This window comes from Rhodococcus sp. NPDC056506 (assembly GCF_042794945.1).
Taxonomy (GTDB): domain Bacteria; phylum Actinomycetota; class Actinomycetes; order Mycobacteriales; family Mycobacteriaceae; genus Rhodococcus_F.
In genome coordinates this window covers 1-25,684 of the sequence record NZ_JBHTSW010000049.1, presented here as the reverse complement: position 1 = coordinate 25,684, position 25,684 = coordinate 1, and the positions used below count along the sequence as shown (strand labels likewise).

Below are 25,684 nucleotides of genomic sequence, written 5' to 3'. Positions count from 1 at the left end.
CGCAGATAGACCGAATCTCGCAGCAATATGCCGGATAATGACGTTATGAGCAAACCAGATGCCGGCAACGGTCGCGGATAGATGAAATCGATCTGAGGATAATCAATGCGCTCCAGCTCGCACCTCGATCCACGTGGCTTTCGTTGGCCGGACCACTCGAACTCGACGCCGCGACTCTCGCCCGTCGTTGGAATCGACTCTCCGAATCGTCGTTGGCCTGGGTCACGGTCACTCCAGGGCCACAGGTGCTGGGAAGCATCGTCACAGCGATCATCGAAATCGATTGCTCACCTGCTCTTCTCGACGCCGTCGCGGCACGGCTGACTTGCTCGGCCCACGCCGTGACGATCGAAGCATCAACGGGCAGAGCAGATCTGCTCGTCACGGCCGGTACTGCGGACTTGGCGTCGATGTCACGTTTCATCTCGGAGGAGGTCGCAACGATCGACGGCGTATCGGCGCTACGCACGTCTGTCATCACACGTTGGTTCACCGAAGGAGGTCGTTGGCGACTCAACGCGCTGGCACCTGCCGAGCGCGGTGTCCTGACCACTGGTGACACACGTCAAGCCGGAAGAGCACGCACAGTCGGCATCTCGGAACAGGATCGCAAGGTTCTGACAATGCTCGCCTACGACGGGCGGGCTCCCATGCGGGAGTTGGCCGACGCGATCGGTGTCAGTCCCGCTGCGTGCAAACGCCAGGTCGACCGGCTCACGTCCTCCGGGTTGGTGGCGCTGCGGTGTGAATTCGCCCGTCCACTGGCCGGGCTTCCTGTACTCGCCACTCTGTGGTGCCGCATCGAACCCGAACTTCTCGATGCAGCAGGTCGAGTACTGAGTCGGGCGCCGGAAGTTCGGAATTGCTTCGCCGTGGTCGGCGCTGACAACCTGGTGGTTCAGTTGTGGCTGCATTCTCCGGCAGAACTCGATGCTTTCGAGATTCGCCTGCGCCAAGAATTCCCAGGACTGCACGTCGGCGAACGGTCGATCGTCCTCTACTTACGCAAACTCCTCGGTCACGTACTCGATCAGAACGGACGCAGGACATCGACGATCGCCCCGGACGTGTGGTTGCCGAGCCGCACCGAATCACCGGGAAATCGATAGCACGAAAGAGCCCACGACCACCAGGGATGGTCGTGGGCTCTGTGATCAGTTGGGAAAATCAGCCCCGCATCTGCGCACCGACAGCCTTGGACGCCGCCTCCACTGCCGCATCACGCGCGGCACTGGCCTCGTCCTCGGTCAGCGTGCGGTCGACGCCGCGGAAGCGCAATGCGAACGCTAGCGACTTGCGACCTTGACCGACCTGCTCACCTTCGAAGACGTCGAACAGGCGAATGTCTTCGAGAAGCTCGCCACCGCCGGAACGCAGAGCTTCCTGCACCTTGGCCGCCGGAATGTCGCGATCGACGACAACTGCCACATCCTGGAGCACTGCGGGGAACGGCGAAATGCGCGGCGCCGGTAGGTTCTCGACCAAAGGCAAAGCGTCGAGGTCGATTTCCAATGCGCAGGTACGCGCAGGCAGTCCGGCACGCTCGAGTACAGCCGGGTGCAATTCGCCGGCATGACCGACAACGTTGCCGTCGACCAGTACCTCGGCGCAGCGGCCGGGATGCCACGGCAGATACTGCGCCGCACGCAGTTCCACCTCGACGCCCGCTGCAGCCGCGATGACCCGCACTGCTGCAAAAGTGTCCGAAGCCTCGGCCTGACGACCCGGACCCCAGGGGCCGCTCGGCTCCCGCAATCCACTCAGAACAGCAGCGAGGTGAACGGGCTGCGCCGGCAACGACGCGATCAGGTTCGCGATCTGCTCATCCGTCGGACGGCGATCGACCGGCAATGCATCCACGGGCTTGGTGTCGGGGCCTGGCAGCACGACCTGCGCGATGCCGTACAGCGACAGATCACGCTGGCCGCGAGAAGCGTTGCGAGCCAAGATCTCCAGCAGACCCGGAAGCAGAGTTGTCGCCAACTCCGGACGATCGGCTTCGAGCGGGTTGAGTACCTTGCTGGTGTTACGGCGCGGATCGTCCGCGTCAAGACCCCAGACGTCGAAGACGTTGGTGGGCAGGAACACCGGAGGAAGGACCTCGACATAGCCGGCGTGAGCGACAGCCTTCGAGACCGTGCGCTTGCGCCGCTGCGACGCAGTCAAACCGCGTCCGGCCGGAGCGGCGGGAAGAACCGACGGGATCTGCTCGAGACCTTCGAGGCGGAGTACTTCCTCGACGAGGTCTGCAGGCTGCACCAGGTCTGGACGCCACGACGGCGGCGTCGCGACCAACTGCCCGTGCCCCTCTTCGCTGACGCCGACCTCGACGTTGCACCCGACCTGGGTGAGGCGGCGAGCGGCGGTGCCGTTGGGGTACGTGACTCCGGCGACACGGTCGGGCAGGTCGATATCCATGCGAATGGCAGCGCGAGGGGCGACGTCACCGACGTCGGTCAGGACCGGCTCGATCCGTCCGCCGGCAATCTCGACCAGCAGAGCGGCTGCGCGATCGACAGCCGCGAGCGGAATCGCCGGATCGACGACGCGCTCGAAACGCTTGCTCGCCTCGCTCGGCAGCTTGTGCCGGCGGGCTGTCTTGAAGACTGCGAGCGGATCCCAGGTAGCTCCTTCGAGCAGGATGTCCGTCGTTGCAGTTCCCACCTCGGTGGTGGCGCCGCCCATGACGGCCGCCAGAGAAATGACTCCGGAATCGTCGGCGATGACAACATCTTCGGGATCAAGCGTGCGTTCGACGTCGTCGAGCGTCGTCAGCTTCTCCCCCGCCTTGGCACGACGGACCACCAGGTCGCCTTGCACCGCGGTCGCATCGAACGCGTGCAGAGGCTGACCGAGTTCGAGCATCACGTAATTGGTGACGTCGACGGCCGGCGAGATCGGGCGAACACCGGAAAGCAGCAGTCGACGCTGCAGCCACCACGGGCTCACCGCCTCGGGATCGATTCCCGTGATCTTTCGCATCACGAAACGCGACGCCTTGGACTCCGGTTCGAGATGCACCGGCCAGGCTTCACCCTCGGCCGGATGCGCGGGAACCGAAGCGGGATCGGCGTATTCGAGATCGAATCCGCAGGCGAGTTCACGCGTGAGGCCGCGGACCGAGAAGCAGTAGCCACGGTCCGGGGTGATGTTCAGTTCGATGATCGTGTCACCGAGACCGAGCAACTCGTTGCCATCGGCGCCGGGTTCGGCGGTACCGGGCTCGAGCACCAGGATGCCCGAATGGTCCTTGCCGATACCGAGTTCCGAGACGGAGCAGATCATGCCGTCGGACACCTGGCCGTACGTCTTGCGAGTGGCGATTTCGAATCCGCCGGGCAGCACCGCGCCGGGCAGTGCAACGACGACGAGGTCGCCCTCGTTGAAATTGCGCGCGCCGCAGACGATGCCGCGAGGCTCGGGCTCACCGACCTCGACCTGACAGAAGCGGATCGGCTTCTTGAACTCGGTCAGTTCGGTGATGGAGACGACCTTGCCGACGACCAAGGGGCCGTCGATCGCCTCGAGTGTGTCGAGTTCCTCGACTTCGAGTCCTACCCGGACGAACCCGGCGTCCAACTCTTCCGGGGTCACCTCCCAGTCCGGAGTTGCCCGCTGCAGGATCTCGGTCAGCCAGGATTGCGCTACTCGCACGTCTGCTCAGCTCTCTCGTTTGTCGATAAGTCTTTGTGAAGGTTCCGCGTACCGGGTCAGTTAGCCTGCGACACCGAAGGGCAGCGTGAAACGCACGTCGCCTTCGACGATGTCACGCATGTCCGGGATGCCGTTGCGGAACTGCAGGGTCCGCTCGAGGCCCATTCCGAATGCGAAACCCGAGTACTCGTCAGGATCGATACCGCTGGCGCGCAGAACGTTCGGGTTGACCATGCCGCAGCCACCCCACTCGACCCAGCCTGCCCCGCCCTTCTTGTTCGCGAACCAGACGTCGACCTCTGCCGACGGTTCCGTGAACGGGAAATAGTTGGGGCGCATACGGGTACGCGTCTCGGGGCCGAAAAGGGCGCGAGCGAACGCGTCGAGAGTGCCGCGCAGGTTGGCCATCGTCAGGCCCTTGTCGACGGCCAGTCCTTCGACCTGCGAGAAGACAGGCGTGTGCGTCGCATCGAGTTCGTCGGTGCGGAACGTGCGACCCGGGCACACCACGTAGATCGGCACCTCACGCGAGAGCATGGTGCGAACCTGCACGGGTGAGGTGTGGGTGCGCAGCACCTGGCGAGAGTTCTCGGGCGCCAGGTGGAAGGTGTCCTGCATCGTGCGGGCAGGGTGATCCGGCAAGAAGTTGAGCGCGTCGAAGTTGAAGTGCTCGGTCTCCACCTCTGGGCCCTCGGCAACTTCCCAACCCATCGCGACGAATACGTCGGCGACCTGCTCGGAAATCAGGCTGATCGGGTGACGCGCACCGACAGGGTGGCGATCGGAGGGCAGAGTGACGTCGATTGCCTCGGCGACCAACACCGCGGCGTCGCGCTCGGCGAGAAGGACCTCACGACGAGCGTCGTACGCGTTGTTGATCCGGGTGCGGAAGATGTTGACGCGCTTGCCTGCGTCCGCCTTTTCCTTACCCGGAAGGCTGCCGAGTCCCCGGCGAGCGAGGGCGATCGGGGACTTGTCCCCCAGATGCTCCACCTTGACGTGCGCCAGCGCATCCAGGTCAGCGGCGTCCGCGAGCGCCTTCTCGGCATTCTCAGCCGCAGCGGTCAACGCCTCTTCGGTGAGCACATTCGCGTCGACCTCCGGCGGTGTCGCGCCCTCATTTTTGGCCACGGCTGTGACACTCCTGTCGCTTCTCGGTTTGCTTCTCGTACTGCGTGCTACTCGTACTGCTTGCGAGCTTTCGAGCTCGTTCGAGCATTGTCTCTGCTCTTGTATTGTCTCAGGCTTCCGCAAATGGGATTCCGTGAGGTCTTCGCGCGCGTTTTCAGCTGCGATCGGTCGTGCGATTCTGCACCCTCGCACTTGCATACAGGCAAATTGCCGCCGCTGTTGCAAGGTTCAGACTTTCGGCGCGGCCGTGGATCGGAATCCGCACCCGATGATCGGCCTGCGCTGCGATCGCCGGATCGAGACCGTGAGCTTCGTTTCCGAACAGCCAGGCCGTCGGCTTGCTCAGCAGCTCGTCGGCCTCGTCGAGATCGACCTCGCCGTCGGCCGCGGTCGCGAGAATTTGAATGCCGGCGGCGCGAATCTGTTCGATCACCGACACCGTGTCTCGTTCGCGGACAACCGGCAGGTGAAAGAGGCTGCCCGCCGACGAACGAACCACCTTGCCGTTGTGCGGGTCGACGCTGTCACCGGCGAGGATTGCCGCATCGGCACCCACCGCGTCGGCGATGCGAATGACGGTGCCGGCATTGCCGGGTTCGTTGACCTCGACCGGCACTGCGAGCAGGCGGGTGTCCTGGTTGACGGCTGCGCTCAGCGGTACGTCGAGGAGATCACTGACAGCAACGAGACCGGGCGGCGTGACGGTATCGCTCAGAGCTTTGATTGCCCGATCGGTGACAAGAGAAACGCGAACTCCCGCGGTCAGCGCCCGATCGATGACGTGCTGATACCGCTCGGCTGCGTCTTCTGTGTAGAAGAGGTCGTGGACCGGGCGGTTCTCGCCGTTCGCGAGCGCACCGTTCAACAGTTCGGTGACCGAGTTCTCGCCTTCGACGAGGAAACGTCCTGCTTTACGTCGTTCTGCTGTGCGCAGGAGCTTGACAGCAGAAACGACCCGCGGAGTCCGCTCGGTGAGCGGGTCCACGGGCCGTTGCTGTGATGCGTGAATCAGGCTGCTTCTCCGGCAGGAGCGTTCACGTCAGCCGGCAGAGCAGCCTTCGCGAGTGCGACCAGGCCGGCAAAGGCCTCGGCATCGGAGACAGCGAGCTCAGCCAGGATCTTGCGGTCGACCTCGACCTCTGCCAGGCGCAGGCCCTGGATGAGGCGGTTGTACGTGATGTCGTTTGCGCGAGCTGCAGCGTTGATACGCGTGATCCACAGCTTGCGGAACTCGCCCTTGCGCGCACGACGGTCGCGGTACGCGTAGGTGAGCGAGTGGAGCTGCTGCTCCTTGGCCTTGGTGTACAGACGCGAACGCTGTCCACGGTAGCCGCTGGATGCAGCAAGAATTGAACGACGCTTCTTCTGGGCGTTGACCGCCCTCTTTACGCGTGCCACTTGAAAAATCCTGTCAATCTAGGGGCTGAAAGTACGACCCCGGGTGGTCAGTAAGGGGGCGACTCAGATGCCGAGCATGCGCTTGATGCGCGGAGCGTCGTCAGGGCTGACAACAGCGACACCGTCGAGACGACGGGTAACCCTGCTGGACTTGTGCTCGAGAAGGTGGCGACGGCCGGCCTTCTGGCGCATGAGCTTTCCGCTGCCGGACACCTTGAATCGCTTCGAGGCGCCGCTGTGGCTCTTCATCTTGGGCATGGAGTCCTCAGTTCTTGTTACGTGGTGGATCTTGGGAAATCGACTAGCTGGCCGGAGCCTCGGGAGCGGCATCGCCGGTCGCCGGTGCTTCCGGAGCTGCTTCACTCGTAGCCGGTGCGGCCGGAGCCGGACGCGGTGCGGCCTGAGCCACTGGCGCCTGAGCGCTCTCCTGCGCCTTGACGCGAGTCTTGGCGCCCTTGTGCGGTGCCAACACCATCGTCATGTTTCGGCCGTCCTGCTTTGCCGAGGTTTCGACGAATCCGAGATCTGCGACGTCTGCTCCCAGACGCTGCAGAAGGCGGTAGCCGAGTTCGGGGCGTGACTGCTCACGTCCGCGGAACATGATCGTGACCTTGACCTTGGAACCGGCTTCGAGGAAGCGAACGACGTTGCGCTTCTTGGTCTCGTAGTCGTGGTCGTCGATCTTGGGTCGGAGCTTCTGCTCCTTGATGACCGTCAGCTGCTGGTTCTTACGTGACTCACGTGCCTTCTGTGCAGCCTCGTACTTGAACTTGCCGTAGTCCATGATCTTGCAGACCGGTGGACGGGCATCAGGAGCTACCTCGACCAGGTCGAGGTCGGCCTCAAGGGCCAAGCGGAGTGCATCTTCAACACGCACGATGCCTACCTGTTCGCCGCCAGGTCCGACCAAACGAACCTCGGGAACGCGGATACGATCGTTGATGCGGGTCTCAGTGCTGATGGGGCCTCCTAGGTTGAACGGTGCGGTCTTCATGACCGCACGCAGCCCGTACCGCCCGCACCCCAACAAAAAAGCCCCGCTGTGATGATTGCTCATCCGCGGGGCCCGATGTCGACCGATCACATAAGATCCAGCTCACGCCGAAACCTATCTCCTCGACTGTGCGAGGAACCTGACGAAGAACTGATCTCCATTACAAGAACGGATCTCCGCTATCAGGTGACCGGAACCGCTGAACTGCAGTATTACCTGCCGTGCAGAGGTGGGAGTCGGACTCCACTTGCTGCCCCCGAACAAGTCGGAGGCGGTCGTTGCAACAAGAGTAACAGGTCGCCGGAGATGAAAGAAATCGGTGCCGGTCCCCCACTTTGGGGAGAGGCCCGATTCAACGCGATCACGGCCTGATGGAATCCTTACATCCATGAGTGAGAACTTCGAGGCAGATCAGAACACCGACGGCGCGAATCCCGACGTCCGCGAACTCTCCGAAGTTCCCGCGGTCGAGGTCATCAGCCGCGCCGCAGTGATGCTGATGAGTTCGGCTGCCGAAAAGCTCGGCCTCTCCGATGCCGACCCGTCTTCCAGCCCCTACCTCGACCTCGACGAAGCGCGTCGAGTCATCACCGCTCTTGCCGGACTGGTGACTGCGTCGGTCGAGTACCTCGGCCCCCACGCCGGACCCATCCGCGAAGGCCTCCAAGCCTTGCAGCGCGCATTCCGTGAGGCCTCCTCGCATCCGGACGAGCCAGGAAAGGGACCGGGCGAGAAGTTCACCGGCCCGGTCTACTGAGTTGGCAACCGCCAACAAGACTCAACCGACGCCCGAGGACGTCGACGCGTTCATTTCCCGCGTCGACGATCGCAAGCGCGCCGACAGTGTGGAGTTGATCTCCTTGCTGTCGGCCGCCACGGGCGAGCCTGCTGTGATGTGGGGCTCGAGCATCATCGGATTCGGCGCACGGCACTACCGGTATGCGAGTGGCCACGAGGGAGACACTCCACTGATCGGGTTCTCCCCCAGGGCCACCGCACTCACGTTGTACTTGTCGCTGAACTTCGACGAATACACGGACACGCTCGCGCGCCTCGGCAAGCACAAGATCGGTAAAGGCTGCCTGTACGTCAAACGGCTGAGCGACGTCGACCCAGCCGTCTTGACCGAGCTGATCACGGATTCCGTTGCCGCAGCCCGCAACATGATGGACTGAGTCACTCACCTTCGGGGCGCGACAGGCCGAGCGTCGTCGGGCGGTTGGCCGAAGACGCTCGAATCCCGTGGTGTGAAGTGATTGTTCGTCAGCGTGGCCCGACGCATTCGATCGAGTCGAAACCACCGCACGGCGTCGCGCTGGCGACACCAGCCGATGAGAAACCACAGTCCACGGTCCTGCGCCAGAATGTGCGGCTCAACTGCCCGCACCGTCTCCGAACCGTCCCCATCCACATAGTGCAACGACACGACGCGACTCTGTTCGAGACCCTGCTCGACTGCCTGCCGGTTCGCGCGCGAATCCGTCAGAGCCCCGACGTCTCCGCGAATCCACACGCGGCCACCGAGTTCGGCGACCTTACGACGACTCTCCTCGTCCATCACGTCGAGCAGTTTTGCCAGCGCCGCACGTCCATCCGGCGCAAACGGAGCATCGCCCATCGCCGTCAACGCCAAAGCGATTGAAACTGCTTGCGGAACAGTGAAATTCACCGGCGGTAGCGTGGCGCGACCTACGAGTCGGTATCCACCCCCAGGACCTGAGCGCGCCTCGATCGCCGCACCCGACATCATCAGCGTCTCGATATCGCGTTTGATCGTTCGGGTGGTGACACCGAATTCCTCGGACAATCGGGAACACGTAGTCCCTCGATCACCCTGTCGCCGAAGCTCCTCGACAAGAGCATGCAATCTCGCAGCTCGATTCACACCCACGAGTGTCTCAGATTTCGATATCAAACGGTGACATATTTGGTGACAGTCCGTTGTCACCATCCCGGCTGCACAGTGAGTACATGAAAACTCACATCGTTCTTGTTCCCGGATTCTGGCTCGGTTCATGGGCATGGGATGCAGTCCTCCCGCACCTCGAGCGTTCCGACACCCGCGTGACCAGTCTGACGCTGCCCGGACTCGACGCCGTCGATGCAGATCGATCAGCGGTCACCTTCGACGCCCACGTCCGCGCAGTCATCGACGCTGTAACGGATTCCGACGAACGCACGGTCCTGGTCGTTCACAGCGGCGCCGGCCCGGTGGGGTACGCAGTCACCGATCGCATCCCGGATCGCGTCGCTCGGATCGTCTACGTCGACTCGGGCCCGATGCCCGACGGCGCAGCGCTGCGACCGGATTTGGCCGCAGATGTCGTCGAGATTCCTCTGCCGACGTGGGCAGAACTCGAAGCAGACGGCAGCAGCCTCGAAGGACTCGACGAGAAAGCTCTCGACGCGTTTCGCGCCAACGCCGTCCCCGAACCGGCCGGACCGGCACGTGAGCCGATTGTCCTGACGAACGAGAAGCGCTACCAGGTGCCGTCAACCATCGTTTGCAGCACGTTCCCGTCAGCGGTGATCGCCCAGATGGCCGACGGGGGTCATCCGATGGCCGCGGAACTGGCGAAACTCCCAGTGACGTATGTCGACCTCCCGACCGGCCATTGGCCGATGTGGTCGCGCCCCGAAGACGTTGCCCAGGTGATCCTCGAGGCCACCGCTTCCTGACCGACAGAGCAGTGATGCCGGGTCGGATTCCGACCCGGCATCGCTGACCGACTTCTGCTAGCTCACGGAAGCGGCTTTCTTCCGTGGCGCAGCCTTCTTAGCTGCAACTGCCTTCGTTGCGCGCTTCTTGGTGATCGGCTTGGCCTTGACCGGTGCGTGCTGTGCGGTGAGAACTTCACTGAGGAACTTGCCCGTGTAGCTCTCGGGGACCGCGGCCACGTCCTCCGGAGTACCTTGCGCCACAACGGTTCCGCCGCCGGATCCACCTTCGGGCCCCATGTCGACGACCCAGTCCGACGTCTTGATCACGTCGAGGTTGTGCTCGATCACGATCACGCTGTTGCCCTTGTCGACAAGACCGTTGATCACGATCAAGAGCTTGCGGATGTCCTCGAAGTGCAGACCCGTGGTGGGCTCGTCGAGGATGTACACGGTCCGGCCGGTCGACCGTTTCTGCAGTTCGGCGGCGAGCTTGACGCGTTGTGCCTCACCACCGGACAGGGTGGGAGCCGGCTGACCCAGTCGAACGTAGCCCAGACCAACGTCGACCAGAGTCTTGAGGTACCGGTGAATGGAGGTGACCGGTTGGAAGAACTCGGCTGCTTCCTCGATCGGCATGTCGAGAACCTCGGCGATCGACTTGCCCTTGTAGTGAACCTCGAGCGTTTCGCGGTTGTACCGAGCGCCGTGGCACACCTCGCACGGCACGTACACGTCCGGCAAGAAGTTCATCTCGATCTTCAGCGTTCCGTCGCCGGAGCACGCCTCGCAGCGTCCACCCTTGACGTTGAACGAAAACCGGCCAGGCTGGTATCCGCGGACCTTCGCTTCCGTAGTGGCTGCGAAGAGGGTTCGTATCTTGTCGAAGACACCGGTGTACGTCGCCGCATTCGATCGCGGAGTCCGGCCGATCGGAGACTGATCGACCTGCACAAGCTTGTCCAGCTGATCGAGACCGTTGATTCGTGTGTGACGGCCGGGCACCTGGCGTGCGCCGTTGAGCTTGTTCGCCATGACTGTCGCGAGAATGTCGTTGACCAACGTCGACTTACCCGAACCGGAGACACCGGTGACAGCGGTGAGAACGCCCAGCGGGAAGCTCACGTCGATGCCGTCGAGATTGTGCTCGCGAGCTCCGACGACTGTGACCTGACGCTTGCGGTCCACCGGCCGACGAATGGCCGGAACCTCGATGAAGCTGCGACCCGACAGGTAGGCGCCGGTCAGGGACTCTTCACACGTCAGCAGTTCTTCGTACGGCCCACTGTGGACGACCTTGCCGCCGTGCTCGCCGGCGTACGGTCCGATGTCGACCACCCAGTCAGATGTACGGATGGTGTCTTCGTCATGCTCGACCACGATCAACGTGTTGCCGAGGTCGCGCAAGCGCGTCAGGGTTTCGATCAGTCGTCGATTGTCACGCTGATGCAGGCCGATGGACGGCTCGTCGAGTACGTACAGCACGCCGACGAGTCCGGAACCGATCTGCGTTGCCAAGCGGATTCGCTGGGCCTCGCCACCGGACAACGTGCCCGCGGCACGCGAGAGGGAAAGGTATTCCAAGCCGACGTCGAGCAGGAACCCGAGTCGTGCCTGAACTTCCTTGAGGACCTGACCCGCAATCGCCTCTTCGCGCGAGCCGAGAGTGAGGCTGTTCAAGAAGTCCGCGCAATCGGAGATCGACAGTTCACAGACCTCGGCGATGGACTTACTGCCGAAGTCCCCAGCCGCGATAGTTACCGACAGGATTTCCGGGCGCAGGCGAGCACCACCACACGCCGGGCACGGGGTATCGCGCATGTACCCGTCGTAGCGTTCCTTCATCTGATCGGACTCAGTCTGTTCGAGGCGGCGGTGCAGGAACGGCATCACACCTTCGAACTCCGCGTAGTAAGAACGGGTACGGCCGTACCGATTTTTGTACCGGACGTGAACCTGCTCCTCACTACCTTCGAGGATCGCTTTGCGGGCCTTCGCCGGCAACTTGTTCCACGGCGTTTTCATGTCGAAACCGAGGATGTCGCCGAGGCCGGACAGCAAACGTCCGAAGTACTCCGAACTCTGGCCCATCGACCACGGCGCGATTGCTCCGTCTTCGAGACTCAGGTCGGGATCGGGAACCACCAGATCCGGGTCGACCTCCTTGCGGATACCGAGGCCGGTGCATTCGGGGCAGGCGCCGTAGGGCGAGTTGAAGGAAAACGAGCGCGGTTCGAGATCGTCGATGGCAAGAGCGTGGCCATTCGGGCAGGCCAGCTTCTCCGAGAAACGACGCTCTCGATCAGGTGCATTTTCCTCGCGGTCGACAAAGTCGAGGACGACGATGCCTTCGGCCAATCGAAGGGCGGTCTCGACCGAATCGGTCAGGCGCTGCTTCGAGCTCGCCTTGACCTGCAAGCGGTCGACAACAACTTCGATGTCGTGCTTTTCCTGCTTCTTGAGCTTCGGCGGATCAGCGAGTGAATGGACCACACCGTCGACGCGCACTCGCGAATAGCCCTGGGTGTTGAGCTGATCGAAGAGATCGACGAACTCGCCCTTGCGTGTACGAACCACCGGTGCGAGGACCTGGAACTTGATGCCCTCGTCCATCTCGAGCACCTGGTCGACGATCTGCTGGGGCGTCTGACGTGCGATCTTCTCACCACACACCGGGCAGTGCGCTGAACCTGCGCGGGCATAGAGGAGTCGGAGGTAGTCGTAGACCTCAGTGATGGTGCCCACCGTCGAACGCGGGTTGCGGTTGGTCGACTTCTGGTCGATCGACACCGCAGGCGACAGTCCTTCGATGAAATCCACGTCCGGCTTGTCCATCTGACCGAGGAACTGACGCGCGTATGCCGAGAGCGACTCGACGTAGCGGCGCTGACCTTCCGCGAAGATCGTGTCGAAGGCGAGGCTGGACTTGCCGGAGCCCGACAACCCGGTGAAGACGATCAGGCTGTCTCGCGGGAGGTCGAGATCGACTCCTCGCAGATTGTGCTCACGCGCACCCCGCACGATCAGGCGATCCGCCACACCAATTCCCTTCATTGTCAATCATCTGGGGCCGTCCCCCCGGAGAAGTCTCGAGCGGCCTCGCAAACGCGAGTCCTCGAGCGATCGTCATCGTAGGCCGAGCCACCGACACGTTTATCTCACCAAGCGAGCCCATCGCTCTACCTGCCCCTATTCGAAGGTAGCCTGCGATTCATGACGAATCAGCCCATCGTGATCGACGACTCCTACACCGGTCAGGTCTCCCCCGATTCTGCCCCTCAGCGGCGCACAGTCGAAGGCGCCGTCATCACGAAGATGTCGGTCGGCCCCATGGACAACAACACTTACCTCGTCGTCTGTTCCACGACCGGGAAATCTCTCCTGATCGATGCGGCCAACGAAGCCGAGAAGATCATCGCGCTCATCGAACAGGAAGCACCTGTTTTCGATTCCATCGTCACCACCCACCAGCACGGTGACCACTGGCTGGCCTTGCAGGACGTCCACGCCGCCACGAAGGTGCCGACCGCCGCTCACCCCCTCGATGCGGATGTCCTTCCCGTCACCCCGGACGTTCTCCTCGAAGACGGCGACAAGGTGAACGTTGGCAACTTGAGCCTCGACGTCATTCACCTGTCCGGACACACTCCCGGCTCCATCGCGCTGGCTCTCACCGAACCGAGCGGGCAGGTTCACCTCTTCACCGGTGATTCACTCTTCCCCGGAGGCGTCGGAAAGACCGCCGACCCCGAGAAGTTCACTTCCCTACTCGACGACGTGGAAAACAAGCTGTTCGGAAGGTTCGACGACGCAACCGTCGTCTACCCGGGGCACGGCAAGGACACGACACTGGGCGCCGAGCGTCCGCACTTGGCGGAGTGGCGCGAACGCGGTTGGTGACGTTTCACCTGTTCCGTACTGGACCCCGCTAACCGGCTTCGTAGCTGTCGACCTGCTCACCGTTGACTCGAAGTCGCGGAAGCCAGGTCGACAGAGTCCGGCCCAGTCCTTCGACCATCCGTTCCCCGAACACACACAGCGTGCGTTCCCACGGATGGCCGAAGGTCCCTTCCGTGAAGTCGTCCCGACTGAATATGTAGTAGTCACCGTTCGGATAGACCGGAACACGCCACTCCGCAAGCTCATTCGCAGCAGCATGTGCCTCCGCGTCGAAGGTGTAGCCCGGATGCTGCCAATCCAGAACGACGAAGTTGGGGTCGTCGTTCCAGACGGTGACAAAGCAGCGCAACGCTTCGGCGTTGATCGCATCGACGCGAGCGGCCCACGCCCCTGGAGTCGCAGCTGGCGCCGCACCCAAATCGAAGACCACGGATGGGATGGGTTCGGCGATAGCGGGCCAAGATCGTGCGTCGATGCCGGGCGTGAACCCGTAGCGCGCACGAAAGATCTCCCAGTTTTTCACGTTCTCCTCGTCCGACAGCTGTCCCCAGCCGGAGGGAAGGGTCGAGCCGAAGTTCTGTGTCATCTTCGTAGTCACCGCACCATGGTGGTCGATCGGTCTGCATTGTGTGCCGCCTTCGAACACGCCGTGGGCGGATACGCGGTAACGGATACTTCCGAGCGAGTTGTCCGAACCCAAGACGAAGTCATCGACGCAGGACAGCGCACTTCGGCGACCAAGAACCCGTCAGCCGGGTCAGGCGTGGCCGGATCGCCGAACCGGACCAATTCCTCGTGAGATCGCTAGGGTGGAAAACGAACCTACATCGGGAGGCTTGAAACATGCTGGTACGTCGAATTGCTCGTCCACTGCTTTCCACGATCTTCATCGCCGGGGGAATCGATGCTTTGCGCAACCCCGCTCAGCGAGCAGCCAAAGCGTCACCCCTGATCGACAAATCCGTCGAGACGCTGCCAGGAGCAGTGACGCAGAAGGTGCCTGCTGATCCGGAAACACTCGTCAAGATCAACGCCGTCGTCCAGATCGGTGGCGGTGCCCTGCTCGCCACAGGCAAGGCTCCGCGGCTCGCGTCGTTGGTCCTCGCCGGAAGCCTGGTGCCCACCACACTGGCCGGCCACGACTTCTGGAACGAAACCGATCCATCACTGCGAGCGATGCAGCGCACCAACTTCATCAAGAACGTCAGCTTGCTCGGCGGACTGATGATCGCGTCCGTCGACACCGAGGGCAAGCCGTCGCTCGGCTGGCGTGGCCGCCGCGCCGCGAGGAAGGCCCAGGCGTCTATCGCTGCGGCACTTCCGTTGGTCGCATCGCAGACCGATCACACGAGCGATCGCGTCGAACATGCTCTGTCGGTGGCATCCGAGCGTGGTTCCGAACTCGCCGAAACCGCGAAGGCACACGGAACGGATTGGCTCGAACTCGCCAAGGGGCGTGGTTCCGAGTTCGCGGAGATCGCGAGCAAGCGTGCCGCTGAATTCAGCGAGGTCGCCAAGGAGCGCGGCCCGGACATCCTCGAAGTCGCGCAGAAGCGCGGTTCCGAACTGGCCGAGACCGCACGCGAGCGCAGCGCCGAACTGGCCGAGCTGGCGAGCAAGCGCAGCTCCGAGTTCGCCGAACTCGCGCTCGAGAAGAGCAACGAGTGGGCAGAGACGGCGTCGGAACAGACCGAGGTGCTGGGTAAGCGGGCCCGCAAGCGCGCCGAGAAAGCACTCGAAAAGGCTCGCGCCAAGAAGGACGAATTGACGCACTGAGTGCACCGAAAATCACGGTCAGGCCACCTTCGGGTGGCCTGACCTGTATCTATGCGGCAGTTCATCTGGGGGAACTAGACTGTCTTGGCGCTTTTGCAGCGCATGAATTTCTCATCAAGCCTAGGAGATCCTTTGCCCGACGCGGACCCGTCACTGAACGAGCAAGAGCTCGAGCAGCAGTACGTGACGATGCTGTACTCCCGTCTCGACGATCTTCGAAAGTATGCCCAAACACGCTTGAGCACGGTCCTCCTCGAGACCGGCGGCACCCCGCAGGCACGCAGTGAACGCGAGTCCTTCAATGCCATGTACACCGAGGATCTCGCCAAGTACGACGCAGCCGAGAACGGAATGTGTTTCGGACGCATCGACTTCGACGACGAGCGACGCTACGTCGGCCGACTCGGAATTCTGGACACCGACAACGACTACGAAACGCTGCTCCTCGACTGGCGCGCCCCGATGGCACGGCCGTTCTATCTGGCGACGCCGGCGGCACCTGAAGGTGTGAAACGGCGACGTCATATTCGCAGCCGTAGCCGCACGGTCACGGGTATCAACGACGAATACCTGGACCTCGATGCGGCCCGCGCCGCCGGAGTAGTCACCGAAGCCGGCGGCGTCGCCGGTGAGAGCGCACTCCTGGATGCTCTGAACGCAGCACGTACGGGCCAGATGAACGACATCGTCGAGACAATCCAGAGCGAGCAGGATGCCATCATCCGCTCCGAACACAAGAGCGTTCTGGTGGTCCAGGGCGGTCCGGGTACCGGCAAAACAGCTGTCGCACTTCACCGTGCCGCCTTCTTGCTCTACACGTACCGTCAGCAGCTGGCCAAGGCCGGCGTTCTCATCATCGGGCCGAACGCGACCTTCCTCGACTACATCAGCCAGGTCCTCCCTTCACTCGGTGAGACCGGCGTCCTGCTCTCGACGATTGGTGACCTGTACCCCGGAGTGCGCGCAACACGTACCGATTCCCTCGCCGCCGGTGAGATCAAGGGTTCGCTCGCGATTCTCGACGTGCTCAAGAACGCCGTCAGGGATCGACAGGAAGTTCCGTCCAAGCCGATCACCCTGCGATTCGACACGTACGACTTGAAGCTGGATCGCAAAACCGTCACGAAGGCGCGCGGTCGGGCTCGATCGTCGCGTCGCCCACACAACCTGGCGCGCCCGATCTTCGTAGCAGCGGTCATCGAGGCGTTGGCGCTGCAGATGGCCGAACTCATCGGCGGAAACCTCGTCGACGGCGGCTCACTCCTCAGCCGGGACGACATCGCCGACATTCGCGACGAGATGCGCGAGGACTCCGACATCATGTCCGCCATCGGAAAGCTCTGGCCAGAGTTGTCGCCGCAGCAAATCCTCGCGGAACTGTGGACGTCTCCGGCGAGGTTGGCCAAGGCAGCGCCGCAACTCGACGACGGACAACGCGACGAGCTTCTGCAGAGCGTCGGGCCAGGATTCAGTGCGGCCGACGCTCCCCTTCTCGACGAACTCGCCGAGATACTCGGCGTCGACGATGCCGCCGAACGCGAACGCGCACAACGCGAATGGCGTGCACAGATCGCCGACGCCCAGGGTGCTCTCGACATCCTCACCGGCTCCGCACCACAGGACCTCGAGGACGAGATGGATCCGGAGATCCTGATGGCGTACGACTTGATCGACGCCAGCCAACTCGCCCAGCGCCACGATCAAGGCCAGCGCCAGACTACGGCGGAGCGCGCTGCCGGCGACCGAACCTGGACCTACGGTCACGTGATCGTCGACGAAGCCCAAGAGCTCTCCGAGATGGCGTGGCGAATGCTGATGCGGCGCATACCGAATCGGTGGATGACGTTGGTCGGCGATACGGCCCAGACCGGCGATCCTGCGGGAACCTCGTCCTGGCAGACGATCCTCGAGCCCTACGTCGCCAAGCGCTGGAAGCTCACCGAACTGACCGTGAACTACCGAACTCCGTCGGAGATCATGAATGTCGCTCACCGCGTGCTCGAAGAGATCGACCCGGAGCAGTCGGTGCCCCGGTCGGTGCGCGACAGCGGATTCGCGCCGTGGGCACTCAAGACCACGGCCGAAGAATTGGAATCGACCGTGCGCCGCTGCATCGAGTCCGAGTCGCACCCCGGTATTACTGCCGTGATCGCCGGCTCCGGGGTTGTTGCCGATCTGGCGGGCCTTGCGAGCGAGACCGTGAGCGTCCTGTCGGTCAAGGACGTCAAGGGGCTCGAGTTCGACACCGTGTTGATAGTCGAACCCGCCGACATTCTCGACGAGTCACCCCGGGGAATGAACGACCTCTACGTCGCGTTGACCCGAGCTACCCAGAGGCTCGGCATCATTCACATCGAGTCGCTCCCCGCGGTTCTCGACGGCGTCGAGGCCGCAGAGTTGGCCTTCGATTCGTGAGCCTCACGGAGTAGGTTCGTGCGTGACACCACGAATGGTGGTGTCACCCCGATTTGTGTCGACGACTGAAGGAATGACCCCTCGTGCTTGGCCTGCCCGCAAGTTCCGCCGCACCCATCCGCAAAATCTGTCGCGTGATGATCGGTGTCGGGATGCTGGCAGCGGTGACCGCAGGTTGTTCAAAAGACGATTCGAGTTCGACGGCAACTGCAGGCAGCGACGACATTGCTGCTGTTGCTGCCGCACCCACAGAAACCCCGGTGGACGACGCCGAACGTCTGCGAGCGGCGATCGCGTCGTCCGGGGTGAACCCCGCGTTTTCCGACGACATGTTGCAGGCGCTCGGTGACGGCGTCTGCCAGCAGCTCGCGGCCGGCACGGATCGAGGGACGATCATCGCGAATCTGCGGCAGGTATCACTCAATGGAGCGAGCGAACCGGTGATCACGAGCGGAAACGGCTCGGCCGCATCGACGCCACTTCCCAGCGCTGATCAGCTGGCTGAAGTGTTCGTCGATGCGGCCGAGGCCGACTACTGCCGGTAAATCAACGAACGGTGTGCACGATCAGAACGTCGGACGTCGCCTTGCGCGCGGCATCGGAAGGCACCGATCCGAGTAGACGCCCGGTCAGAGTGTTCAATCCGCGATTTCCGACGACCAGCAAGTCGCCCTTCACCTCGTCGAGCAAAGCGAGAAGCGATTCGACGGGAGCGCCGACGATGGCGCGTTCGACAACGTCCTTGGCGCCCTGGGCGTGTGCACGCTCACGGGCCGTCCGAAGGATCTCGTAGGTCGGAGCGGAACCGGTGACCTGGTAGGCCTCGTTACCCAACGCATCAGCGGCAGCGCTCACGTCCTTGGGATCGGCCGGGTAGTACGCACACGCGATGACGAGCTGAGCGTCCGAGCCACTGGCGATGGCGGCAGCTCTGTCGACTGCCTTCAGTGACGACTCGGAGCCATCGGTTCCTACGACAACGGTCCGGTAGGCACTCATTCATTCCTCCATGGTTACGGGACGGACGGTACGGCCGGCAACGGGCGCAACGCTGTTGCGCCCGCTCGACAACCGCTGCGCTGACATTAGCGGGATTGTGCCGCGGATAGTGTTATTTGCAGTACACGCCACAAGCCCACAGTGAATGTGATCATCAGTCACAGACACATTTGTCCCGTAGTGACCGATCAGCGAAGTTTGCCGAAGCGAGGCCCGAACAGCGCCGCCGGGAAAACTTCCTGCTCGACCAGGGCACCACGCCACGGCGTCGCCAATTCCAGCAATCGCTTGGCACCTTCTTCTCCGAGCGCATCCCATGGGGCAAGCGCAAGGTCGTCCGTCAGGTCTTCGACGACGTCGCGCAGTTCCTGCCCGTCCTCGGTCAGCGCACCGGACGAACGGTCGAGCAGTTCGCGATCCTTCAGGCTTTCCACTGCCTCGTCCCACTGTTCCTGCGACCACCCGCGGCGAGTCTGTGCGAACTTACGCTGAAACCCGATTCCCGTGGCTGTGTGCGTGATCAACGCGTCCAGTCCGTTCAATCCCGCGGTCTGAAGGGCAGCAATGTGGCCGTCGCCGCGATACTCACGCAGCAGTGTCAGCGCATGCCAGAAACGCAGGTGCGGTTCGGTCGGCCAGTCGAGCGACGCCCAACCCGCGTACAGCGGGCGGCCGTCCACTCCGGGAATGTTCTGCGCCGCGATCGAGACGAGTTCGGCGGCCTCGGCCATGTCCGCCGACCCCGTCACATCTGCACCGAACAGGCGGACGTACGCAGCGTCGACTGCTCGATACCGCGCCGCGACAACCTCTGTGGCCCTTGCCAATTCCCAGGCACGCGGAATGACACTGGCGATCAGTTCAGGATTGAAGTTGAAGAAGGTGGCCGTGACGACAGTCGCGGGCGGAGCGCCGAGCGGCGCTGATCGCCCCGCGAAGTACACCATTCGGCCAGGTTCCAACCCGACGCCGACAAGTTCCTTCTCCGTCTCCGGCACGAAGTAGGCCAGCGAGTGAAGAAGTTCGAGAGTCCGCGCGGTCTTGCCTGCAGTCTGTGCATCCATACCTGAAACCGTAGCGGGCGCGAGCACGAACGTGCGCGAGGCGACCTACTTGAGGCCTGCGGCGTCCATCCCTCGAAGTTCCTTCTTCAAATCCGAGATTTCGTCTCGCAATCGCCCAGCCAACTCGAACTGAAGGTCGCGTGCAGCATTCATCATCTGATCGGTGAGTTCCTTGACCAGATCCGCCAATTCGGCGCGAGGCATCGACTTGGTATCGCGCCCCTCGTACACACCGGCGCTGACCGCACGACCGGCCTCGCCCTGTGCGCGCCGACCGCGCGTCGCATTGCGACCCGAACCCCCGACGTCGACCGAAGCTGCGGTGTCCTCCGCCTCCTCGTACACCTGATCGAGAATGTCCGCGATCTTCTTGCGTAGCGGTTGCGGGTCGACGCCCATCTTCTCGTTGTAGGCGACCTGCTTCTCGCGCCGTCGCTCGGTTTCCTCGATCGCCTGCGCCATGGATGCGGTGATCTTGTCCGCATACATGTGCACTTGGCCGGACACATTTCGAGCCGCTCGACCAATCGTCTGAATAAGGCTGGTGGAGCTACGGAGGAAGCCTTCCTTGTCGGCATCGAGGATCGCGACCAGCGACACCTCGGGAAGGTCGAGTCCCTCACGCAGGAGGTTGATGCCGACCAGCACGTCGTACTCCCCCAGGCGGAGCTGCCGGAGCAGCTCGACTCGCCGGAGCGTATCGATATCCGAGTGCAGATACCGGACGCGAATACCGAGTTCGAGAAGATAGTCGGTCAGGTCTTCCGACATCTTCTTGGTCAGAGTCGTCACCAGCACACGCTCGTCGCGTTCGGCGCGCTCACGGATCTCGTGAACGAGATCGTCGATCTGCCCCTTGGTGGGTTTGACGATGACCTCGGGATCGATCAATCCGGTCGGGCGAATCACCTGCTCGACGAACTCACCGCCGGACTGACCCAACTCGTACTTGCCGGGGGTTGCCGACAGGTAGACGGTCTGACCGATCCGCTTACTGAATTCTTCCCACGTCAGGGGGCGGTTGTCGGTGGCCGACGGCAGCCGGAATCCGAATTCGACCAGGTTGCGCTTGCGCGACATATCGCCTTCGTACATGGCGCCGATCTGCGGGACGGTCACGTGCGACTCGTCGATGACCAGAAGGAAATCTTCGGGGAAATAGTCGATCAGCGTTGCGGGGGCAGTTCCAGGACCGCGGCCGTCGATGTGGCGCGAGTAGTTCTCGATGCCGGAGCAGAACCCGACCTGCTTGATCATCTCGAGGTCGTATTGCGTTCGCATGCGCAGACGCTGAGCTTCGAGAAGCTTGCCCTTGCCCTCGAGTTCGGCGAGCCGCTCTTCGAGTTCTGCCTCGATGTCCTTGGCCGCACGCTCCATGCGTTCTGGGCCGGCGACGTAGTGTGTCGCCGGAAAGATACGGACCGTGTCGACCTGACGAACGATGTCACCGGTCAGTGGATGCAGGTAGTACAGCGCTTCGATCTCGTCACCGAAGAATTCGATGCGTACCGCCAACTCTTCGTAGGACGGAATGATCTCGACCGTGTCGCCGCGCACGCGGAACGAACCTCGCGTGAACGCCATGTCGTTGCGGTTGTACTGGACATCGACGAGTAGACGCAGGAATGCATCGCGCGGTACCTCGACACCGACGTCGAGCTGAATCGAGCGATCGAGGTACGACTGCGGCGTACCGAGGCCGTAGATGCACGACACCGAGGCCACCACGACCACGTCCCGTCGTGAGAGAAGGCTGGACGTCGCCGAGTGGCGCAGCCGCTCCACGTCGTCGTTGACCGACGAATCCTTCTCGATGTAGGTGTCGGTCTGGGCGATGTACGCCTCGGGTTGGTAGTAGTCGTAGTACGAGACGAAGTACTCGACCGCATTGTTGGGAAGCATCTCCCGAAGCTCGTTCGCGAGCTGAGCAGCCAGAGTCTTGTTCGGAGCCATCACCAGAGCGGGGCGTTGCAGCTTTTCGATCAACCACGCTGTGGTCGCGGACTTACCGGTACCGGTCGCACCGAGAAGGACGACGTCCTTCTCCCCCTCGTTGATCCGTTTTTCCAGCTCGGCGATAGCCGCCGGCTGATCGCCTGCCGGTTCGTACGGACTGACGACCTCGAAGCGCGCGTCTGAGCGCTCGATGTCACCAACCGGACGAAACTCGGAATGGGCGACCACGGGATGTTCGGAAGCAAACGCCATGAAACCAGGGTAAGCGCACCCACCGACACAATGCCCGCTCGTCCGCATTCAGCTGAAATCGCACTTCGGCGGTAGGTTCTTCGACCATGAGCGAGGAACGTCCCCACATTCACCGGCCGAAGGTCGAAACCTTCGACATCGCAGCTCGCACCAACGTCGATCCCAAGGGTTTCGTTCGCCCGGTCGAGCACTACCGCGAGGAACCGTGGGGGCTGTACATGGCGCGCCACGCCGACCATCCCCAGTTTCACTATCTCGAGTCCTGGATCATTCCCGAACTCGGAATTCGGGCATCGATTTTCCACTTCACCCCGGAACACGTCAAAGACTGGGATTTCTACGTCGACATCGGTGAATTCACCCGCGGCGAGCACTTGTGGACCTCGGAGGACCACTACCTGGACCTGATCGTGCAGACCGGACACAGCATCGAACTGCTCGACGTCGACGAGTTGCTCGAGGCGAACACCGTCGGAATCCTCGACCCGAAGACGTCCGAGCGCGCAATGCTGAACGCTGCCCGAGCCATCGACGGTATCGCCGCCCACGGTCACAACCTCGACGCCTGGCTCGACTCGTTGGGCATGCCGGTCACGTGGCGCTGAGCCGTTAGAGGGACCAGCCTGATTTCTCGGCCCATTCCCACGCCCGGTGGAATGCGGCGTCGAACCACGGGGTCTTGACCCCCAGATAGGCGTCGATCGCCGAGGCGTAGTCGTCGATGCCGGCAGCGCTCGAGGCTGCCTTGACCTTGAGTTCGGCATACTCGGCACGCGCCGACGCGTCGGCGCGAAGCCAGTCACGGAAGAGGATCGCGAACTGCTGACCCGGCCAACCGTCCACCCGAATGTGGATGTTCGCGCGGCGGCCTGGATCTGCGCTGCCGTGAATTCGCTTCGCCCACACCGCCGGGTCGGTCTCGCCACCGAGGTACGACGGCTTCGGGTCGTCAGCGACGATGTGCTCGATCCGGGGGAACCCGGCAGCGGCCAAATCCTGCGCGAGGTCGTCGGCAACGCCGAGGTGCTCGACAGTGATCTGAATGTCGATCACGTCCTTGGCATCGAGACCAGGCACTGCGGTCGATCCGATGTGATCGATACGGCGCGCGCGGTCACCGGCCGCCAGTGACAACCGGCCGATGATTCGTTCCGCCTGCGCCGGCCACGTCGGGTCAGCAGGAGTCAGCTCGGGAAGCGCGCGCACCACCGTGCCCTCGCGGAGGTTCTTCTCGAAGGGAACAAGTCGATTCGCCCACAGGTCGCGGACCACGTCGTCAAGTGAACCCTGCTCGCCGCTGTTGTCGAGCCACACGTCGGCAACAGCACGACGCTGATCGTCACTTGCCTGCGCTGCGATGCGCGCACGCGCGTCGGATTCCGGCATACCGCGTGAGCCCACCAGGCGTCGAACTCGCTCCTCCTCGTCGACGTAGACGATGACGACCAAGTTGAATGCCGGCGCCATGGAACCCTCGACCAAGAGCGGAATGTCTTGAACGAGCACTGCATCCGACGGCGCGGACGAGATCTGCTCCATCGTCCGCGCACCGATCAATGGGTGAAGGATGCCGTTCAGAGTTCCGCGTGACGTGTCGTCGGCAAACGCCAACGACGCCAACGCGGGGCGGTTGAGGCTGCCGTCCTCGGACAGAATCCCGTCGCCGAATGCATCGACCAGAGCGGCAAGTCCAGGAGTACCGGGCTCGACCACTTCTCGGGCGATCAAGTCGGCATCGACGATGACGGCTCCCAGTTCGCTGAGGATTTTCGACACTGTCGACTTACCGGCTCCGATGCCTCCAGTGAGGCCTACTCTCAACACACTCGACAGTCTCTCATCTCTGCGCCCGAGAGATTCAGACACGCCTACGGATCGAACACGCCGAGGCCTTCGAGGCTCAAATACCACAATTTCGGTGACCGTGCGGTTATGTTCTAGCGAACGCACCTGTACCTGCAACTTCTCGAGAAAGTGGACGCCATGCGAGCAGATCGCGACCATCACGGTCAGCACCGCCTCGGAATGCCGAACGGCGTGCACTGCATAGAGTTTCCCGAAGTCGCTTTTGCCCTGGCAGAGCACCGTCGTACGTGGTTCACGATGCTCGTGAGCCAAGGCCGACACAGCTTCGCATCGATGCGTAAGCGCACAGCCGAAGCGACCGCCACCTATTGGGTGCCTGCTCCCGCAAACTGAGTTCTCTTCACGAAATACAAAATGACCGGCAACCATTCGGTGCCGGTCATTTTTGTGTTCACTCACGCAATCTTCCGCCGACAAGTGATACCTGACAGGAAAAGAACCCCGCCCCTGCAAGTGCAGGGCCGGGGTTCTTCACAGATCTCGCTTGATCAGATCAAGCGGTAATCCTTATGCGTTGCCCGACAGCTTCTCGCGAAGTGCGGCGAGCTGTGCATCGCTGGCAAGCGATCCGCCAGCAGACTCGGCCGGAGCGGAGCCGGCAGCAGCCGGAGCCTCGGTGTCGTCTGCAGCAGCCGTCTCCGAGGAGTAGCCGGCAGCAGCGGTGGCAGCCTCAGCGGCCTCGTCTGCAGCAGTCTTCTCCATCTGAGTGGTGTGCATCTTGTGGCGACGCTCAGCCTCGGCGTAGCGGTTCTCCCACTCTTCACGCTGCTTGTCGAAGCCCTCGAGCCATTCGTTGGTCTCGGGATCGAAGCCCTCGGGGAAGATGTAGTTGCCCTGGTCGTCGTACGAGTCAGCCATGCCGTACTTGGACGGATCGAACTCGGCGTTGTAATCCTCGTTGGCCTGCTTCAGCGACAGCGAGATACGACGACGCTCGAGATCGATGTCGATGACCTTCACGAGTGCATCGTCGCCGACGCCGACAACCTGGTCCGGAACCTCGACGTGGCGCTCAGCGAGCTCCGAGATGTGAACGAGGCCTTCGATTCCCTCTTCGACGCGCACGAATGCACCGAACGGAACCAGCTTCGTGACCTTGCCGGGCACGATCTGACCGATGGCGTGCGTGCGGGCGAACTGACGCCACGGATCTTCCTGCGTTGCCTTGAGCGACAGGGAGACGCGCTCGCGGTCCAGGTCGACGTCGAGAACCTCGACGGTGACCTCGGTGCCGACCTCGACAACCTCGGACGGGTGATCGATGTGCTTCCAAGACAGCTCGGAAACGTGAACCAGACCGTCTACGCCGCCCAGGTCCACGAATGCACCGAAGTTGACGATGGAGGACACGACGCCCTTGCGGACCTGGCCCTTCTGGAGCTGGTGCAGGAATTCGCTGCGAACCTCGGACTGAGTCTGCTCGAGCCATGCGCGGCGCGAGAGGACCACGTTGTTGCGGTTCTTGTCGAGCTCGATGATCTTGGCCTCGATCTCCTTGCCGACGTACGGCTGGAGGTCGCGGACGCGACGCATTTCGACGAGCGAAGCGGGGAGGAAGCCACGAAGACCGATGTCAAGGATGAGGCCGCCCCGTTTGCGATAGTCAGTTCCGCTGCGGCAC

Annotated in this window: 24 protein-coding genes; 10 read left to right on the top strand and 14 right to left on the bottom strand. The window is 62.7% G+C overall.

Features of this window, described 5'->3' with window-relative positions; all coding sequences use genetic code 11:
- The first annotated feature begins 77 nt into the window (after positions 1-77).
- On the top strand, positions 78-1,109 hold the full coding sequence (locus tag ACFQ6H_RS26185; RefSeq protein WP_378649536.1) for an Lrp/AsnC family transcriptional regulator: 1,032 nt from the start codon (positions 78-80) through the stop codon (positions 1,107-1,109).
- 58 nt (positions 1,110-1,167) lie between these two features.
- On the opposite strand, the gene pheT is transcribed toward ACFQ6H_RS26185, so the two are convergent.
- From pheT to infC, 6 genes are all read right to left on the bottom strand, one after another.
- The gene (gene pheT, locus ACFQ6H_RS26180) at positions 1,168-3,654 is read right to left on the bottom strand and encodes a phenylalanine--tRNA ligase subunit beta (protein ID WP_378649512.1); all 2,487 of its coding nucleotides are present in this window, start codon (positions 3,652-3,654) and stop codon (positions 1,168-1,170) included.
- 60 nt (positions 3,655-3,714) lie between these two features.
- Positions 3,715-4,785, bottom strand: coding sequence for a phenylalanine--tRNA ligase subunit alpha (gene pheS, locus ACFQ6H_RS26175; protein ID WP_378649510.1), 1,071 nt, complete (start codon positions 4,783-4,785; stop codon positions 3,715-3,717).
- A 154-nt stretch (positions 4,786-4,939) separates the two neighbouring features.
- Entirely contained in the window at positions 4,940-5,770 is an 831-nt protein-coding gene (locus tag ACFQ6H_RS26170; protein WP_378539694.1) for a TrmH family RNA methyltransferase, read from the bottom strand.
- 23 nt (positions 5,771-5,793) lie between these two features.
- Positions 5,794-6,183: a 50S ribosomal protein L20 gene (gene rplT, locus ACFQ6H_RS26165; protein ID WP_019748616.1), complete on the bottom strand. Its 390-nt coding sequence runs from the start codon at positions 6,181-6,183 to the stop codon at positions 5,794-5,796.
- A gap of 63 nt (positions 6,184-6,246) precedes the next feature.
- Positions 6,247-6,441: a 50S ribosomal protein L35 gene (gene rpmI, locus ACFQ6H_RS26160; protein WP_003944043.1), complete on the bottom strand. Its 195-nt coding sequence runs from the start codon at positions 6,439-6,441 to the stop codon at positions 6,247-6,249.
- A 43-nt stretch (positions 6,442-6,484) separates the two neighbouring features.
- Positions 6,485-7,177, bottom strand: a complete 693-nt coding sequence (infC, locus tag ACFQ6H_RS26155) for a translation initiation factor IF-3 (RefSeq protein WP_378450004.1) — start codon at positions 7,175-7,177, stop codon at positions 6,485-6,487.
- 388 nt (positions 7,178-7,565) lie between these two features.
- On the opposite strand from infC, the gene ACFQ6H_RS26150 reads away from it, so the two are divergent.
- Together ACFQ6H_RS26150 and ACFQ6H_RS26145 are read left to right on the top strand one after the other, a co-directional pair.
- Positions 7,566-7,934, top strand: coding sequence for a DUF1844 domain-containing protein (locus tag ACFQ6H_RS26150; protein WP_020907885.1), 369 nt, complete (start codon positions 7,566-7,568; stop codon positions 7,932-7,934).
- A 1-nt stretch (position 7,935) separates the two neighbouring features.
- Positions 7,936-8,352 (top strand): DUF1801 domain-containing protein, encoded by a 417-nt coding sequence (locus tag ACFQ6H_RS26145; RefSeq protein ID WP_378649508.1) that lies wholly within the window; start codon positions 7,936-7,938, stop codon positions 8,350-8,352.
- Between the two features lie 5 nt (positions 8,353-8,357).
- Here the strand turns inward: ACFQ6H_RS26145 and ACFQ6H_RS26140 are convergent, their stop codons facing one another.
- A complete protein-coding gene (locus ACFQ6H_RS26140) occupies positions 8,358-9,068 on the bottom strand; it encodes a helix-turn-helix transcriptional regulator (RefSeq protein WP_378640276.1) in 711 nt (236 codons plus the stop codon).
- A gap of 80 nt (positions 9,069-9,148) precedes the next feature.
- Here ACFQ6H_RS26140 and ACFQ6H_RS26135 point away from each other — a divergent pair, with 80 nt between their 5' ends.
- Positions 9,149-9,856 (top strand): alpha/beta fold hydrolase, encoded by a 708-nt coding sequence (locus ACFQ6H_RS26135; RefSeq protein ID WP_378649506.1) that lies wholly within the window; start codon positions 9,149-9,151, stop codon positions 9,854-9,856.
- Between the two features lie 57 nt (positions 9,857-9,913).
- Here the strand turns inward: ACFQ6H_RS26135 and uvrA are convergent, their stop codons facing one another.
- Positions 9,914-12,874: an excinuclease ABC subunit UvrA gene (uvrA, locus tag ACFQ6H_RS26130; protein WP_176720913.1), complete on the bottom strand. Its 2,961-nt coding sequence runs from the start codon at positions 12,872-12,874 to the stop codon at positions 9,914-9,916.
- Between the two features lie 174 nt (positions 12,875-13,048).
- Here uvrA and ACFQ6H_RS26125 point away from each other — a divergent pair, with 174 nt between their 5' ends.
- Positions 13,049-13,735, top strand: coding sequence for an MBL fold metallo-hydrolase (locus tag ACFQ6H_RS26125; protein ID WP_378539699.1), 687 nt, complete (start codon positions 13,049-13,051; stop codon positions 13,733-13,735).
- 28 nt (positions 13,736-13,763) lie between these two features.
- Here the strand turns inward: ACFQ6H_RS26125 and ACFQ6H_RS26120 are convergent, their stop codons facing one another.
- The gene (locus ACFQ6H_RS26120) at positions 13,764-14,333 is read right to left on the bottom strand and encodes a DUF2716 domain-containing protein (protein ID WP_378649504.1); all 570 of its coding nucleotides are present in this window, start codon (positions 14,331-14,333) and stop codon (positions 13,764-13,766) included.
- Between the two features lie 245 nt (positions 14,334-14,578).
- On the opposite strand from ACFQ6H_RS26120, the gene ACFQ6H_RS26115 reads away from it, so the two are divergent.
- From ACFQ6H_RS26115 to ACFQ6H_RS26105, 3 genes are all read left to right on the top strand, one after another.
- Positions 14,579-15,511, top strand: a complete 933-nt coding sequence (locus ACFQ6H_RS26115) for a DoxX family membrane protein (protein ID WP_378649502.1) — start codon at positions 14,579-14,581, stop codon at positions 15,509-15,511.
- A gap of 132 nt (positions 15,512-15,643) precedes the next feature.
- Positions 15,644-17,926, top strand: coding sequence for a HelD family protein (locus tag ACFQ6H_RS26110; protein ID WP_378539702.1), 2,283 nt, complete (start codon positions 15,644-15,646; stop codon positions 17,924-17,926).
- A 137-nt stretch (positions 17,927-18,063) separates the two neighbouring features.
- Positions 18,064-18,471 (top strand): hypothetical protein, encoded by a 408-nt coding sequence (locus ACFQ6H_RS26105; RefSeq protein WP_378649534.1) that lies wholly within the window; start codon positions 18,064-18,066, stop codon positions 18,469-18,471.
- 1 nt (position 18,472) lies between these two features.
- Here the strand turns inward: ACFQ6H_RS26105 and ACFQ6H_RS26100 are convergent, their stop codons facing one another.
- From ACFQ6H_RS26100 to uvrB, 3 genes are all read right to left on the bottom strand, one after another.
- On the bottom strand, positions 18,473-18,925 hold the full coding sequence (locus ACFQ6H_RS26100; protein WP_019748627.1) for a universal stress protein: 453 nt from the start codon (positions 18,923-18,925) through the stop codon (positions 18,473-18,475).
- 188 nt (positions 18,926-19,113) lie between these two features.
- Complete coding sequence (locus tag ACFQ6H_RS26095) at positions 19,114-19,989, bottom strand: hypothetical protein (RefSeq protein ID WP_378539703.1); 876 nt, start codon at positions 19,987-19,989, stop codon at positions 19,114-19,116.
- Between the two features lie 45 nt (positions 19,990-20,034).
- A complete protein-coding gene (uvrB, locus tag ACFQ6H_RS26090) occupies positions 20,035-22,197 on the bottom strand; it encodes an excinuclease ABC subunit UvrB (protein WP_019748629.1) in 2,163 nt (720 codons plus the stop codon).
- Positions 22,198-22,283: 86 nt separating this feature from the next.
- Here uvrB and ACFQ6H_RS26085 point away from each other — a divergent pair, with 86 nt between their 5' ends.
- Positions 22,284-22,802 carry a DUF402 domain-containing protein gene (locus ACFQ6H_RS26085; protein ID WP_378649484.1) on the top strand — a complete coding sequence of 173 codons (519 nt, stop codon included), beginning with the start codon at positions 22,284-22,286 and terminating at the stop codon, positions 22,800-22,802.
- 4 nt (positions 22,803-22,806) lie between these two features.
- Here the strand turns inward: ACFQ6H_RS26085 and coaE are convergent, their stop codons facing one another.
- On the bottom strand, positions 22,807-24,021 hold the full coding sequence (gene coaE / locus ACFQ6H_RS26080; RefSeq protein WP_378649482.1) for a dephospho-CoA kinase: 1,215 nt from the start codon (positions 24,019-24,021) through the stop codon (positions 22,807-22,809).
- A gap of 159 nt (positions 24,022-24,180) precedes the next feature.
- Here coaE and ACFQ6H_RS26075 point away from each other — a divergent pair, with 159 nt between their 5' ends.
- A complete protein-coding gene (locus ACFQ6H_RS26075; RefSeq protein WP_003944056.1) occupies positions 24,181-24,396 on the top strand; it encodes a hypothetical protein in 216 nt (71 codons plus the stop codon).
- A gap of 174 nt (positions 24,397-24,570) precedes the next feature.
- Here the strand turns inward: ACFQ6H_RS26075 and ACFQ6H_RS26070 are convergent.
- Positions 24,571-25,684 (bottom strand): S1 RNA-binding domain-containing protein (locus ACFQ6H_RS26070; RefSeq protein ID WP_378649480.1); only part of this gene is annotated, 1,114 nt, incomplete at its 5' end.

Coding starts and splice junctions, on each gene's coding strand:
- rpmI (WP_003944043.1), bottom strand. CDS start 6,441: ATGCCCAAGATGAAGAGCCACAGCGGCGCCTCGAAGCGATTCAAGGTG.
- infC (WP_378450004.1), bottom strand. CDS start 7,177: ATGAAGACCGCACCGTTCAACCTAGGAGGCCCCATCAGCACTGAGACC.
- ACFQ6H_RS26150 (WP_020907885.1), top strand. CDS start 7,566: ATGAGTGAGAACTTCGAGGCAGATCAGAACACCGACGGCGCGAATCCC.
- ACFQ6H_RS26135 (WP_378649506.1), top strand. CDS start 9,149: ATGAAAACTCACATCGTTCTTGTTCCCGGATTCTGGCTCGGTTCATGG.
- ACFQ6H_RS26125 (WP_378539699.1), top strand. CDS start 13,049: ATGACGAATCAGCCCATCGTGATCGACGACTCCTACACCGGTCAGGTC.
- ACFQ6H_RS26115 (WP_378649502.1), top strand. CDS start 14,579: ATGCTGGTACGTCGAATTGCTCGTCCACTGCTTTCCACGATCTTCATC.
- ACFQ6H_RS26105 (WP_378649534.1), top strand. CDS start 18,064: ATGATCGGTGTCGGGATGCTGGCAGCGGTGACCGCAGGTTGTTCAAAA.
- ACFQ6H_RS26100 (WP_019748627.1), bottom strand. CDS start 18,925: ATGAGTGCCTACCGGACCGTTGTCGTAGGAACCGATGGCTCCGAGTCG.
- ACFQ6H_RS26095 (WP_378539703.1), bottom strand. CDS start 19,989: ATGGATGCACAGACTGCAGGCAAGACCGCGCGGACTCTCGAACTTCTT.
- uvrB (WP_019748629.1), bottom strand. CDS start 22,197: ATGGCGTTTGCTTCCGAACATCCCGTGGTCGCCCATTCCGAGTTTCGT.
- ACFQ6H_RS26085 (WP_378649484.1), top strand. CDS start 22,284: ATGAGCGAGGAACGTCCCCACATTCACCGGCCGAAGGTCGAAACCTTC.
- ACFQ6H_RS26075 (WP_003944056.1), top strand. CDS start 24,181: ATGCGAGCAGATCGCGACCATCACGGTCAGCACCGCCTCGGAATGCCG.